This is a genomic window from Chitinophaga nivalis, from assembly GCF_025989125.1.
GTDB classification, from domain to species: Bacteria; Bacteroidota; Bacteroidia; order Chitinophagales; family Chitinophagaceae; genus Chitinophaga; species Chitinophaga nivalis.
In genome coordinates, this window is the sequence record NZ_JAPDNR010000001.1 from 795,069 (window position 1) to 808,354 (window position 13,286).

The window sequence follows — 13,286 nt, forward strand, 5'->3', positions numbered from 1 at the left end:
GTAGTGTGAATAAAATTTTTTGTAAAATTTTTCTTTTGTCATGAAATTCTTTTTAATATTGTGTAGGGAATTTTGTTTCCCTGTACTTACTAACCCATTCACATAACAAGAAAGTCTGATTGTTTAAACGGTCAGACTTTTTTTATTGCCGCTGAAACCCGCACGAATACTACATTACAGCCGATCGCATTTTTATCTCTCCCAAAAAAACAGTTGTTGCACCATCGCTTTTAAGCACTTTTATCCGCACGGGTCAAAAATGACGAGATCGCCAATTTTTCGGTTTTTGGGTCCTGTTTCTGATCAAAAAAGAAGTTCCGGGGAAAATTTTTTTGTCTTGCGCCGGATGAAAGTGATCACGTAACTGCTGTTTTTTAATTTTGCAAGATCAACAAAGAAAAATACACACCAGCGAGAAAGCATGAAGATGCTTTTTTAGCTACGAACAACTTTACATCCGGGCAGGACAAAACAAGCAGGCATACTGCCTATATTGCTTTACTAAAGAGTTGTGAATCCGGCAACTGCCGCCACATACGCGCATCAAATGCCATACAGATATTCCGGATAAATGGCCGGCCTTCCGGTGTAACCATCACCTTTTTAGGGATCACCTGTACCAACCCGTCTTTCTCCATTTCCTGTAACCTTTGCAGTCCTTCCACAATGGCATCACACTGGGTGTCCTGTTTATGCCAGGTGGTTTCAAACGTGCACATAAGGTCGTGAATATGCTGGCGCAACAAGAGGTCTTCCCCACTCAGCAAATGCCCCCGAACTACCGGAAACTCACCCTTGTTTACCAGTTCCTGATAGGTAGCAGTACGTTTCTCATTTTGTACATAGGCATACCAGTTATCTCCGATGGCAGAAGCCCCCAACCCAACCAGCAGGGAAGTATGGGAAACGGTATATCCCATGAAGTTGCGGTGCAGTTGCCCCTGCTGGAAAGCGGTATGCAACTCATCTCCCGGCAGCGCAAAATGATCCATCCCGATTTCGGTATAGCCATGACTGTTGAACAGGTTTTTTCCCAGTTCATACAGCTGCCTTTTTTCCTGTTCACCCGGAAGGTCTGCTTCTGAATACTTCCGCTGCCCTACTCCTTTTATCCAGGGCACATGGGCATAACTATAGAAAGAAATCCGATCGGGCCGTAACTGCATCACCTTGCGGACTGTATCCGCCATACCTGCTGCTGTTTGTAACGGCAGCCCATAAATGAGATCGAAGTTGATAGCCGTGAAACCCGTTTTGCGGGCATTTTCCACTACCGTAGCCACCGTTTCATAAGACTGCGGACGGTTGATGACTTCCTGTACTTTGGGGTCGAAATCCTGTATGCCTAAACTGATTCTGCGGAAGCCCAGTTGATAGAGTGTTTGTAAGTGCTCCGCTGTTGTATTGCCCGGGTGTCCTTCAAAACTGAAGGCGGCATCCGGTAGTATATCAGCAGTACGATAAATACCTTCCAGCAGCGTGCTTAAATGTTCGGCGCTAAAGAAAGTCGGGGTGCCTCCACCCAGGTGTATTTCCCGGATACGGGGCCTGCTACCGAAGACCTGCAGGTAAAGCTCCCACTCTTTTAACAAGGTAGCTATATAAGGCTCCTCTACCTGATGATTGACCGTGATATGTTTGTTGCAACCACAGTAGGTACACAGCTTCTCACAGAAAGGCAGGTGGATATACAAACTGATACCATCCTGATGGTTAGATTCCTGAAAGGATTTTTTCAACCATGTTTTCCAGGTATCTGTATTAAAACTGTTTTCGTCCCAGTAAGGAACAGTCGGATAGCTGGTGTAACGCGGTGCGGCTACATTGTATTTACGGATGAGGTTCATAATCACTTATGGTTTATGACAACAATTTTGAATTACTTTTTCGCTGTGAGGTAACATAACCGGACTGATATAAGGGATGCCGAGGTTCAGCCCACGCATGATCAGCAGTATTGCCATGACGCTTACTACCACCGGTATCATGTTGCGCATTTTGTTCCGCACGCCTATGCTGATAAGATGACTGAAATAAGTAACGGCAGTCATGGCGGGCAATGTGCCGGCGCCGAATGCTGCCATGAACAACATCCCCTTTCCTACGCCACCGGTAGCAACGGCTGCGGCAATACCCAGGTATACTAATCCGCAGGGTAATAAACCGTTGAGCAGGCCTATTATATAGAGAGTACCCAGGCGTTGTTGCCGGAGCAATTGCCCTAATGCAGTTTTAATTTTTGTAGTGAAAATATTCGTGTACGCATGGTTGCGGGAGATACGGAGACCGGTATATTTAAATAACACCACAGCCAGCAACAACGCACCGGTAACAACAGATAACCATTGCTGCAGGCCTCCCAGGTAAAACTGTCTTCCCAGCCACCCGAAGATCATGCCCAGCAATGCATAGGACGTGATACGGCCGGCATTGTAAAGCAGAATACCTGCCAGTTTTTTACTGCCGGTAAGATGTTGTACCGGCAGTGTCAGTGCTATCGGACCGCACATGCCAATGCAGTGGAAGCTGCCTACAAAACCCAATACAAAAGCGGTGAACACGAACATGATATTTTTATTTTAACGTTTACACGATACCGGATCATCTGTTTGTATGCGCTGTCAGTTACAGGCACTTACCTCAGTGGATGTGAAGGGACTGTTCCTGATAAAATGGTTTCCCATCCATCTCCCATTGCAGCTTTATCTTGTAGTTACCTTTGGTGAGCAATGATTTGCTGATCAGCTGTTGTCCTTCGGTATTGGTTTGCAAAGGGAGGATGACATCCTTGCCGGAATCGGAAGGGCGATAGAAGGTAATCTTTCCGGTAAAGGACCTGCCGTGCAGTTCGGCGGGAAAGCTTACGGCAACATGATCGTCCGGCTGTGAGATAACAACGGGAGCAGATAGGGCAGCCGCGTGCTGCTGCCCATCGATTATCTGCTGATATTTAAGCTCTTCACTGTAGTAATCAGGCGTTACCATATCAATTTTGGTACGCATGCTTTTGGTCACCAGCGTAAGCATGCCGGCTGCAAAAACTACAAATACAAGAATGATTTTATGTCCCCAATGCATGGTAAATAAGTTTGACGGATACAGCTGGTTGCCTGTCTATTGTACCGGTCCTAAAAAGGTGGTACGCAGGCGGCCTATCTGTTGATCCTGATGATATAATCCGATGTATAATGTTGACTTGCGGCTATGTACAGCTTCCCGTGGCAATACAATAAAGAAAGTACCTTCCCCCTGCCCTTCTGCTTTCACCGGTATGCTGTTTTTACTACCGATGACTTCTATATGTCCGGCCACATTTTCCAGTCTTAGTTCCAGCGGGATATTTCCTGTGGTTTTGTTGACCAGCTTGATCCGGTAAAGATTAGTGAGGCTGTCTTTTCCTCTTTCCTGGTATAACATACCGGCGGTACGCATAATGGTACCACTGACCGGTTTGCGGCTCATCAGCATAAAGCTGATAGCACCCAGAATGATGACCAGTATAACACTGTATACTTTCAACCGGGGGGTGAATTTCAATCGTTCCTTACGGGCAATACCATTTTCTGATGCGTAACGGATCAGCCCTTTAGGCCGGCCGGTTTTCTCCATCATAAAATCACAGGCATCTATACAGGCCGTACAGTTGATACATTCCAGCTGGGTACCATTACGTATATCTATTCCCGTAGGACAAACTTTTACGCACTGCATGCAGTCGATACAATCCCCGATAGCCCGGGCTTCATCTTTCCGGAATTTCCCCCGGGGCTCTCCCCTTTCATAATCATAGGCGACCAGGATAGAGTTTTTATCGAGGAGTACTCCCTGCAGGCGGCCATAAGGACAAACTGTGGTACAGATTTGTTCCCGCATGAAGGCAAAAACGCCGTAAAAAACACCGGAAAAAACCAGGATGGCAATAAAGCCGCCCGTGTGCCGGGAGAGTGGTTCCGCAATAATCTGCTGCAGTGCTTTGGCACCAATGATATACGCGAGAAAAATATTGGCGATTAAAAAAGATAAGGCATAAAATGCCAGGTGTTTACCGGTTTTCCGAATAATTTTATCGGTATTCCAGGGCGCCTGCTGCAATCTTTTCTGCGCCGCTGCATCCCCTTCAATCCAATATTCCAGCCGTCGGAACAACAGCTCCATGAAAATGGTTTGCGGGCATATCCAGCCACAGAAAAGCCGGCCGAACGCCATGGTAAACACTATGATGAACAGAATAAAAGCCATCATGGCCAGCCCGAAAATGAAGAAGTCCTGCGGCCAGAAAATAGCACCGAATAAAATGAACTTCCCTTCTACCACATTCAGCATAAATAAGGGCCTGCCATTAATAGAAATAAACGGCAGGCTAAAAAAAACACTAAAATATAAAAGGCTGATCATGCTACGGATATTGTACCAGCGCCCTTTGGGTTGCTGTGCAAATATCCAGTTGCGTTTACCTTGTTTATCAACTGTGGCTATACTATCTCTGAATGTGGTGCTATCGGCCATAACTACTGTGCTTTAACTACAACTACTGTTCTTTTACGCCCTGTGGCTCTTTCGGATTGGGAGGGTTGCTACCCTGTATAGACTTGACGAAACTTGCCAGCTGCGCCAGTTGTTTCGGTGAAAAGTCTTCCTCCCATGCTTTCATACCCTTGTCGGCTACGCCGTATTTGATGGTTTTGAATACTTCGTTGATTTTGCCGCCGTGCAGCCAGTAATCATCACAAAGGTTGGGACCCACCACTCCTTGTCCCTGTGGACCGTGGCAGGGCGCACAGCTGGAGATAAACAGTTTCTGACCGGCAGCCAGATCGTTGGGATCTTCCAGCTGTTTTACGTTGTTTTCGTCAATGTTATTAGCGGCATTTTTCAGGCGGATTTCTTTGGCAATAGCCGCTTTCTCTTCTTCCATCGCCAGTTCCTGCAGTTGATTAGGGGCTGACCGGGAAATCTCTGTGCGCCAGAAGTATACGATACCGAAGCATACCGTGAATACGAATCCCCATTTCCACCAGGGTGGTGTCGGATTGTTCAGCTCATGTATGCCGTCGTAGTCGTGCCCCATATCCTGTTCTGCTTCAGAATCGGCATCCAGGGTTTTGGTATTGTTTACTTTTTCCCACCAGGAAACACGTTTTTTGCCTGGTACTACCGCTTTCGCCGGTTTACGTTTCCGTTTAATACCTACCAGGTAACGCAGCAGGAACAACAGGCTGATGATCACTGCCAGTTCCAGCATGATCACGGAGATCAGCAGGTAAAAAGAGTTGTCGGACAGGTGGGTGAAATAGGTGTTGCCGGTTACTGGTGCATCCTGGGCAAAAGCACTTTGTCCTATACAAGACAGCAGCAGGATGCCGGTAGTCATGATGATTTTATCGCCGGCATTTTTCATCTTCTCCCTGAAAATATCCATCGCTCCAATCACTGCATTGCCCAGTACCCCGATGGCCAGCAATAAGCCGCCGGCCACTGTCAGTAATACCAGCGCTACCGGGTCGGAAAGTTCGGAGGGTGGCTGCGGGCCGCCGTCTGCCAGTACGGGTAAGCTGCATAAAAGGCTGCCGGTGAGTATTGTTATAAGCTTCCTGTTCATACCATATTGTCTTTTAGAGGCTATTAGTTTCATCATTATCCAGCGGGATGCGGCTGATATGATCCACCATATTTTTGTCGGCTTTAAAGGCCCACCATGCTGCTATCAGGAAAAATCCGGAGAATATCAGCAGGGAGGCCATCGGGTAAATGCTGATGCCGGCTATGGATTGCAGATAATTAATGAACTTCATGACGAATCGTTTTTTAATGATTAAAAATCATTGTTATTAGCTACAGGTGCAGGTTTAGGCGCCAGTTTAATGTCTTTCCCCATGCGTTGCAGATAGGCGATCAATGCTACAATCTCCCGGTCTGGTTTAATGGGTAATTTATCTTTCTCCAGGGAGGCACTGATATCAGCGGCTTGCTTTTCCATGTCGGCGATGGCTTGTTTTTCATACCCATCTGCGTAGGGTACACCCAGTTTCCGCATCACATTGATCATGGCTGGTGTTTTACCTTTATCGATCCGTTCTTCAAACAGCCAGGGATAGGCAGGCATGATAGATCCGGGCGACATGGACGTTGGGTCCAGCATGTGGTTGTAGTGCCAGGAATCAGGATATTTTCCACCAATACGGGCCAGATCCGGACCGGTACGTTTGGAGCCCCATTGGAAGGGATGGTCGTATACAAACTCACCGGCTTTGGAATATTCACCGTAACGGGCTACTTCATCACGGAAAGGACGTATCATCTGGGAGTGACAGGTGTAACAGCCTTCTCTCACATAAATGTCCCTGCCGTGTAATTCCAGCGGCGTATAGGGTTTCACACTGCTGATGGTAGGAATATTGCTGCGGATCAGGAAGGTAGGCATCATTTCGAGTGCACCGCCTACCGCTACTACCACCAGGCTGAATACCACCAGCTGAATCGGACGGCGTTCAATCCAGTTATGCCAGTGTGTTTTACCGTGGGTAACGATTTCTTTTGGTAAAGGCGCCGCTTCAGCAGCTTCGTTGGCTACGAAAGAGCCGCGGCGTATGGTTTTGATGAGGTTTACAGACATCAGTACCACTCCGCTGATATATAACAGTCCGCCTACAGCCCTTAGTGCATACATAGGTACAATGGTGGTGACGGTTTCCAGAAACTGGTATTTCAGCTGGCCTTCTTCCGTGAATTGTTTCCACATCATGCTTTGCGTGAATGCAGCCCAGTACAATGGTATTACATAGAAGATAATACCCAGGGTACCGATCCAGAAGTGGGTGTTGGCCCATTTGCGGGAGTACAGCTGTGTGGAAAAAATCCGTGGGATCAGCCAGTAGAGAATACCAAATGTGAGGAATCCGTTCCATCCCAATGCACCTACGTGCACGTGTGCAATCGTCCAGTCAGTGTAGTGACTGATCGCATTCACATTTTTAAGGGATAACATAGGGCCTTCGAAGGTAGCCATACCATAACAGGTAAGTGCCACAACGAAGAATTTAAGGATAGCATCTTCCCGAACCCGGTCCCAGGCGCCGCGGAGTGTTAATAACCCGTTGAGCATACCTCCCCAGGAAGGCGCAATCAGCATCACACTGAAAGCGGTACCCAATGACTGGGCCCATTCCGGTAAAGCGGTATACAACAGGTGGTGCGGGCCTGCCCAGATATATATAAAGATCAATGACCAGAAGTGAATGATAGACCAGCGGTAGGAATATACCGGTCTGTTGGCGGCTTTCGGCACAAAATAGTACATCAGCCCGAGGTAAGGCGTGGTGAGGAAAAATGCCACTGCATTGTGTCCGTACCACCATTGTACCAGTGCATCCTGTACGCCGGCATACCAGCTATAGCTTTTAAACAGCGATAAAGGGAACTCAAATGAGTTGATGATGTGTAACATGGCAATGGCTACCCAGGTACCGATATAGAACCAGATGGCCACATACAGGTGAGATTCCCTGCGCCGGAGAATGGTACCCAGCATGTTGGCCCCAAATACAACCCAGATAAGGGTAATGGCAATATCAAAAGGCCATTCCAGCTCGGCATATTCTTTACCGGAAGTGTAACCCATGAATAAGGTGAGGGCGCCTCCGGCAATGATGGCCTGCCATCCCCAGAAGTGGATTTTACTGAGCAGATCACTGAACATACGGGCTTTACAAAGCCGTTGCAGGGAATAATATACGCCCATGAAAATACCATTACCCACAAAAGCAAAAATTACGGCGTTGGTATGCACGGGCCTTAACCGACCGAAGGTAATAGGTGCATAGCCCATGTTTAAACCGGGAATTACCAGTTCCAGCGCGGCCCACAAGCCGGCCAGCATGCCTATCAGTCCCCAGAATATACAAGCGTAGGCAAACCATTTTACCGTGCGGTTGTCGTAATAAAATTTTTCGAGTGACATAATGCTGTTTAATTGTTTCTTAATTGGTATGATAATTACGTTTATTCTTTCCCGTTATCTTTTTTTTCGTCGAACAGGATGCGGTGCGCCGGAGAAAAACTATCTTCAAACTGCCCGTTTTTCACTGACCATATGAAAGCGATCAGAAATCCGAGCGCTACCAGCAGGCTTACGCTCAGTAAGAGAATGATGACACTCATATGTTGTGTGGTTTATGTGTTATTTAATCAGTAAAAAGCGAACGGTTTCCAGTGCCTGTAAAGCGTGTATCTCGTTTGCCCGGAACGTAAATACATCTCCTGTTTCCAGCACGGTCACTTCTTCATTCAGCATAAAAGCTACCTTCCCTGAGAGTATTACCACCATGGCATCTGCCGGTGAAGTGTGCGGCGGAATCTGTTGTCCCTGCTGCAGAATCATCAGGTTGGCATCAAAACGTTTTGTTTTTAATACAGCATAGTTTTTTATTTTCTCGTTTCCCGCAACCTGCATTACGTTCATGGATTTCATGGGCAAATATTTGTGATGTAATACAATGCTTTTGTTGAAACATGCCTCACCCGTTGCGTGCAAACAGCCTCTTTCAGGAACTGTCTGCACGCCCATTTCATCGGGTGTCAACTGTGGAGCTTAGATCTTAACTATGTATGTTTCGTGTTATGATGTAAAGGTAGTATTAGCCGCCGGTGGCTACAATGATATAACTCAACCTGAAATATGATTTTTATCAGACATTCCCTGTAATTCGCGCTGGTGAAGCTTTTTACCACACCATTCACTCAGCCCGAATGTCATCAGTATAATACTGATAGAGCTGGCAGGCATCAGTATCGCCGCTACCAGCGGAGACAATATGCCCTGTACTGCGAAGTATAATCCTGTAATATTGTAGGCAAGCGATAGTATGAAACTGGCTACTATAATGCGTTTGTTGGCTTTGCATAGTGCAATGAGCGCCGTTAGCCGGGGTAGCTGACCTGCTTCCAGAATGCCATCACTGGCCGGTGTGAAGTTGTTGCTGTCTTCTGTGATTGAAATGCCGATATCACTTTGTTTTAATGCACCGGCGTCGTTTAACCCATCTCCAATCATCATTACTTTTTTTCCTTCTTCCTGTAATGAAAGAATGTAGGCCAGCTTATCTGCCGGCTGTTGTTCGAAAAGCAATGTATTGTGATGCCCCAGCAGTTTACGGAGGTTGGCTGCTTCGCGGTTATTGTCACCGGACAGCACGGATATAGGATAACGGGTAGCGAGTTGTTGTAATAGTCCGTGAATGCCGGTCCGGTAACGGTTACGGATGGTAAATAATCCGGTTAACTTTTCATTCAATGCAACATATACCACGCTGCCGTCAATTTCATTTTTTCTGTGTGCACCGGTGAAATCAGCACTCCCCAGTTTGATGAATACGCCATCTATCCAGCCGCAGACGCCTTTTCCGGTAATGTGCTGAAAATCGAATACAGCTTCCGGAGAGGCTGGCCCGCAATACTGAACAATGGCTTTATTCAGCGGGTGCGACGACTGCGCTGCCAGGGTAGCGATCATGGCTTCCTGCGGCGGTGTGAGGGTGATACCATAATAGGTTACCTCTGTACCGGTTTTACCCGTCAGGGTACCGGTTTTATCGAATACGATATGCGTGGTGTTGGCGATATTTTCTATGGCCTGTGCGTTGCGCAGGTATAATCCGTTTCTGCTGAGTATCCTTAATATATGTCCATTTGTAAAAGAGGCAGCCAGTAGTAATGCACATGGGCAGGCAATAATGAGGATGGCGGTAACTGCCGGCCAGATGCGGGCTGGTTCATGTACGGCCCACCATGCGGCACTGACGGTGGCAATCAATAGCACTACCCAGGTAAAATACCGGCTCAGCAAGTGAATGAAAGAAACCTGCCGTTCTTCTTTATGTTGCAGCTCATCGCGGTTCCACAGGCTGGTGAGGTAACTTTGTGTGACTTCTTTAATGGTCAGCATTTCCAGATTGCCTTCCAGTTGCCGCCCGCCGGCATAAATGATTTCTCCGACGGATTTATTGACCGGTACCGATTCGCCGGTGACGAAGCTATAGTCTATCAGGGCTTTGCCTCTTACAATAATGCCATCGGCTGGTATCAGTTCGCTGTTGTGAATCAGCAGGGTATCGCCGGTTTTAAGATCAGGTAATGCGGTGGGTACCTCTTTATCGTCCTTCATAACGCTGACGGCTATAGGAAAATAAGCGGTATAGTCCCTGTCGAAGGAAAGTCCCTGATAGGTTTTATCCTGCAGTATCCTGCCTGCCAGCATAAAAAACACAATACCGGTCATCGAATCAAAGTAGCCGGCATGCCCGTTCCATACTTCTGTTATACTCCGTATAAACGTTACAATTACTGCCAGTACAATGGGTACGTCAATATTCAGAAATCCGTGTTTAAGTCCGCCCCAGGCCGATTTAAAAAATACCTGTGCGCTGTAAAAGAATACCGGTAATGCCAGTACCAGGTTCATATGCCGGAATAATCTGTTCAGGGATTCATCTATGTAACCATCGCCGGCAAAGTATTCCGGAAAGCTAAGCAGCATAATATTTCCGAAGCAAAATCCTGCTACCCCCAGCTGATATATGAGGCTGCGGTTGACCCGTGGTTTTTTATGCTGCAGATCCTGCAGGCTGATATACGGTTCGTAGCCAATGGAAGTAAGTAGTTCCGCTATGGTTCTTAAAGAAGTCTCGCTGTGTGAAAAAATAATCTGTGCTTCTTTCTTACTAAAGTTAACGGTTACACGTTGTACGCCTTTATCCAGCCGGTGCAGGTTTTCCAGCAGCCACAGACAAGAGCTGCAATGGATATGCGGAATATAGAAACAAACATGTGTTTGCTGTTCATTCCGGAACTGTATGAGCTGTTGTTGTATTTTATCGTCTTCGAGAAAAGCAAATTTATCGGGTCTTACCCGCATACGCTGGCTCACACCTGGTTCACTGTTCAGATCATAGTAGGTGCAAAGGTCATGCTGGTTTAATATTTCATATACCAGTTTGCAGCCTTCGCAGCAAAAGACTTTTTCCTGCAGGGTGATATCCTGGCTGGAACAATCTTCCCCGCAATGAAAGCAAGAGGTTTGTGTGTGGGTATGCGGTGTAGTATCCATTAATCTATACTTAACTGGTTATTAAATTCATCTTCTTGCATGGCGGGGGCATGTCCGGGCATGGCAGCCGGGTACAGGATATTCTGTTCTACGTATATCCATTGCTGTGTGAGCTGTTCCAGGCTATACAAGTCGCTGATGCAGATTTTATAGGCACTGCTCCAATGGCGTTGCAGCAGGTAATTGGCAGATACCTGCCGGATTTTCTGCAGTAACAGTAATATCTTCTGGAACGACTGCAGTACGCTGTCATAGGCGGCAGGCTGTATGCTTTTTTTACCGGTATTGTGGGTGGTGATATTTCGAATCACGGGAAACAGGATGGTGGCTTCTTTCCGGATCAGCTGCGATATCTCGGTCTGCAGTTTTACAAAAAGGAGTTGCTGGAGATCAGCTGTGGCGGGTGCGCTGCTGTCTTCCTGTTTTTCCAGGTTGAAGTAGGCCATGATCTGCGCAGCTGTGTGTTCTATCGGTAGATGGAATTTATTGGTGATCACATCGCAGAGCGTAGCGGGTGATAATTCATGGAAGTTGATAATCGCGGAAGCATACATATGGCTGGTATTTTGTACTGGCACAAAGATACCGGGCATAAGGGCGGAGGGCAATGATATGTGTCAAGGGAGAATATGATATTTGTCATGGAAGTACTGCATCCGCGGATGGCGGGTGTGTACGGCCGAAACTATAAAGGGATTATTAATCCTGCAGATTAGCTGTTTTGATGATTTCCTGCATGTCCAGTAACCGGATCTTTTTACCTTCCAGTTCAATCAAACCATCTTTTTTGAATTCGGAGAGCAGGCGTATGGCGGATTCTGTGGCAGTACCTACCAGGTTGGCAATTTCTTCCCGGGAGAGGCGTACACTGAGGGTGTGGCCATCTTCTTCCAGTCCGTAAGTTTCTTTAATGAACAGTAATGTTTCTGCGAGCCTTTCTCTTACCGGCTTTTGTGCCAGGTGCGTGATTTTCAGTTCCGCTTTGCGTAACTCACTGGATAAGATACGCATCATTTCAAAAGAAAGGGTGGCATCTCTTTGCAGGATGTTGAGAAACAGGTCTTTGGGAATGAAACAGATAGAGGAGTCTTCCAGTGCAGTAGCGGTGGCGGTATATCTTTCGTTGCTCAGGAGGGCTTTATACCCCATGATGTCGCCGGCTTTCACCAGGCGGATAATTTGTTCCCGGCCGTCGTCGCCGCTGTGGGAGAGTTTAATCTTTCCGTCGTTAATGCAATATACACCAAACGGGTAGGCACCTTCATGGAAGATAACCTGTCCTTTCTTGTAAACAGAGCACACTTTCGCCTCATCAATCTGTTCCAGATTGCATTGTTCTGCTTTGCAGAATATAGAAGAGAAGCGGTCCTTGCAGTGCTGACACGAAGGGTTTTGGAATGATGTAGCCATAACGAATTGCGCAAAAGTACTAATTTACGGCTCCTTAACCAAAGTAAATGCAAGAGTGGCGTTTAAATATTATATAATTTATAAACCATATGAGGTGTTGACAAGGTTTACCCCGGAAGGGAATAAATCTTGTCTGGCAGACTTTTTTAAAGTGCCGTCAGATGTGTACCCGGTAGGCCGGCTGGATTATGACAGTGAAGGGTTGCTGATTCTCACCAATGACAAAGCATTGAATCAATTGTTGCTGCAACCCCGGCATGCCCATGAAAGAGAATATTGGGTGCAGGTAGACGGAGCCGTGACCCCGGCCGCTGTAGCGCAGTTACAGCAAGGGGTACAGATTACGGTAGATGGAAAGGCTTATCAGACCCGGCGTTGCCAGGCCACTATTTTCCCCGCTGAGCCGGAACTACCACCCCGCCACCCTCCTATCCGTTTCCGGAAGAGTATTCCGGCGCCCTGGATCAGCATTGTATTACAGGAAGGGAAAAACCGCCAGGTTCGGAAAATGACGGCGGCGGTGGGCTTTCCTACGTTGAGGCTTGTCCGTTATCGGATGGAGGAACTGACCCTTGCTGGTATGCAACCCGGGGAAATGCAGGAACTGTCGCGGGAAACGCTCTATAAAAAGTTGAAGCTTAGACAATAAAGCTAAAAGGTTATAGCGATGGGCTTTCCGGCTATGGGGAAGTGCCGCCAGTACTCACTTTAGCGGCTTTATGCATTTAGCTTTACGCTTTCAGCTTTTTTAACTAGGTTTGTCACCTACAAATTT

13 protein-coding genes are annotated in these 13,286 nt (G+C 47.0%); 1 reads left to right on the forward strand and 12 read right to left on the reverse strand.

The window, feature by feature from the left end:
* Positions 1 to 488: 488 nt before the first annotated feature.
* The 12 genes from hemN to OL444_RS03405 form a co-directional block, all read right to left on the reverse strand.
* Positions 489 to 1,847: an oxygen-independent coproporphyrinogen III oxidase gene (hemN, locus tag OL444_RS03350; RefSeq protein WP_264734649.1), complete on the reverse strand. Its 1,359-nt coding sequence runs from the start codon at positions 1,845 to 1,847 to the stop codon at positions 489 to 491.
* Positions 1,848 to 1,853: 6 nt separating this feature from the next.
* Positions 1,854 to 2,567, reverse strand: a complete 714-nt coding sequence (locus OL444_RS03355) for a sulfite exporter TauE/SafE family protein (RefSeq protein ID WP_264734648.1) — start codon at positions 2,565 to 2,567, stop codon at positions 1,854 to 1,856.
* A gap of 73 nt (positions 2,568 to 2,640) precedes the next feature.
* Entirely contained in the window at positions 2,641 to 3,078 is a 438-nt protein-coding gene (locus OL444_RS03360; protein ID WP_264734647.1) for a FixH family protein, read from the reverse strand.
* Positions 3,079 to 3,114: 36 nt separating this feature from the next.
* Positions 3,115 to 4,506 carry a cytochrome c oxidase accessory protein CcoG gene (gene ccoG / locus OL444_RS03365; RefSeq protein ID WP_264734645.1) on the reverse strand — a complete coding sequence of 464 codons (1,392 nt, stop codon included), beginning with the start codon at positions 4,504 to 4,506 and terminating at the stop codon, positions 3,115 to 3,117.
* A gap of 22 nt (positions 4,507 to 4,528) precedes the next feature.
* Positions 4,529 to 5,599 carry a cbb3-type cytochrome c oxidase N-terminal domain-containing protein gene (locus tag OL444_RS03370; protein ID WP_264734644.1) on the reverse strand — a complete coding sequence of 357 codons (1,071 nt, stop codon included), beginning with the start codon at positions 5,597 to 5,599 and terminating at the stop codon, positions 4,529 to 4,531.
* A gap of 13 nt (positions 5,600 to 5,612) precedes the next feature.
* A complete protein-coding gene (locus OL444_RS03375) occupies positions 5,613 to 5,792 on the reverse strand; it encodes a CcoQ/FixQ family Cbb3-type cytochrome c oxidase assembly chaperone (RefSeq protein ID WP_264734643.1) in 180 nt (59 codons plus the stop codon).
* 20 nt (positions 5,793 to 5,812) lie between these two features.
* The gene (gene ccoN / locus OL444_RS03380; protein ID WP_264734642.1) at positions 5,813 to 7,957 is read right to left on the reverse strand and encodes a cytochrome-c oxidase, cbb3-type subunit I; all 2,145 of its coding nucleotides are present in this window, start codon (positions 7,955 to 7,957) and stop codon (positions 5,813 to 5,815) included.
* Positions 7,958 to 7,998: 41 nt separating this feature from the next.
* A complete protein-coding gene (ccoS, locus tag OL444_RS03385) occupies positions 7,999 to 8,157 on the reverse strand; it encodes a cbb3-type cytochrome oxidase assembly protein CcoS (RefSeq protein ID WP_264734641.1) in 159 nt (52 codons plus the stop codon).
* Positions 8,158 to 8,176: 19 nt separating this feature from the next.
* Positions 8,177 to 8,467 carry a cupin domain-containing protein gene (locus OL444_RS03390; RefSeq protein WP_264734640.1) on the reverse strand — a complete coding sequence of 97 codons (291 nt, stop codon included), beginning with the start codon at positions 8,465 to 8,467 and terminating at the stop codon, positions 8,177 to 8,179.
* Positions 8,468 to 8,662: 195 nt separating this feature from the next.
* Positions 8,663 to 11,101 carry a heavy metal translocating P-type ATPase gene (locus tag OL444_RS03395; RefSeq protein ID WP_264734639.1) on the reverse strand — a complete coding sequence of 813 codons (2,439 nt, stop codon included), beginning with the start codon at positions 11,099 to 11,101 and terminating at the stop codon, positions 8,663 to 8,665.
* Positions 11,101 to 11,655 (reverse strand): hypothetical protein, encoded by a 555-nt coding sequence (locus OL444_RS03400; RefSeq protein WP_264734638.1) that lies wholly within the window; start codon positions 11,653 to 11,655, stop codon positions 11,101 to 11,103. The genes OL444_RS03395 and OL444_RS03400 overlap by 1 nt, the downstream gene beginning before the upstream one ends.
* 145 nt (positions 11,656 to 11,800) lie before the next feature.
* A complete protein-coding gene (locus OL444_RS03405) occupies positions 11,801 to 12,511 on the reverse strand; it encodes a Crp/Fnr family transcriptional regulator (RefSeq protein ID WP_264734637.1) in 711 nt (236 codons plus the stop codon).
* Between the two features lie 55 nt (positions 12,512 to 12,566).
* On the opposite strand from OL444_RS03405, the gene OL444_RS03410 reads away from it, so the two are divergent.
* Complete coding sequence (locus tag OL444_RS03410; RefSeq protein ID WP_264734636.1) at positions 12,567 to 13,160, forward strand: pseudouridine synthase; 594 nt, start codon at positions 12,567 to 12,569, stop codon at positions 13,158 to 13,160.
* Positions 13,161 to 13,286: the final 126 nt, after the last annotated feature.

What these genes read in the sequence shown, in the direction of transcription:
- hemN (WP_264734649.1), bottom strand. Translation starts at nt 1,847, where the DNA reads ATGAACCTCATCCGTAAATACAATGTAGCCGCACCGCGTTACACCAGC.
- OL444_RS03355 (WP_264734648.1), bottom strand. Translation starts at nt 2,567, where the DNA reads ATGTTCGTGTTCACCGCTTTTGTATTGGGTTTTGTAGGCAGCTTCCAC.
- OL444_RS03360 (WP_264734647.1), bottom strand. Translation starts at nt 3,078, where the DNA reads ATGCATTGGGGACATAAAATCATTCTTGTATTTGTAGTTTTTGCAGCC.
- ccoG (WP_264734645.1), bottom strand. Translation starts at nt 4,506, where the DNA reads ATGGCCGATAGCACCACATTCAGAGATAGTATAGCCACAGTTGATAAA.
- OL444_RS03370 (WP_264734644.1), bottom strand. Translation starts at nt 5,599, where the DNA reads ATGAACAGGAAGCTTATAACAATACTCACCGGCAGCCTTTTATGCAGC.
- OL444_RS03375 (WP_264734643.1), bottom strand. Translation starts at nt 5,792, where the DNA reads ATGAAGTTCATTAATTATCTGCAATCCATAGCCGGCATCAGCATTTAC.
- ccoN (WP_264734642.1), bottom strand. Translation starts at nt 7,957, where the DNA reads ATGTCACTCGAAAAATTTTATTACGACAACCGCACGGTAAAATGGTTT.
- ccoS (WP_264734641.1), bottom strand. Translation starts at nt 8,157, where the DNA reads ATGAGTGTCATCATTCTCTTACTGAGCGTAAGCCTGCTGGTAGCGCTC.
- OL444_RS03390 (WP_264734640.1), bottom strand. Translation starts at nt 8,467, where the DNA reads ATGAAATCCATGAACGTAATGCAGGTTGCGGGAAACGAGAAAATAAAA.
- OL444_RS03395 (WP_264734639.1), bottom strand. Translation starts at nt 11,101, where the DNA reads ATGGATACTACACCGCATACCCACACACAAACCTCTTGCTTTCATTGC.
- OL444_RS03400 (WP_264734638.1), bottom strand. Translation starts at nt 11,655, where the DNA reads ATGTATGCTTCCGCGATTATCAACTTCCATGAATTATCACCCGCTACG.
- OL444_RS03405 (WP_264734637.1), bottom strand. Translation starts at nt 12,511, where the DNA reads ATGGCTACATCATTCCAAAACCCTTCGTGTCAGCACTGCAAGGACCGC.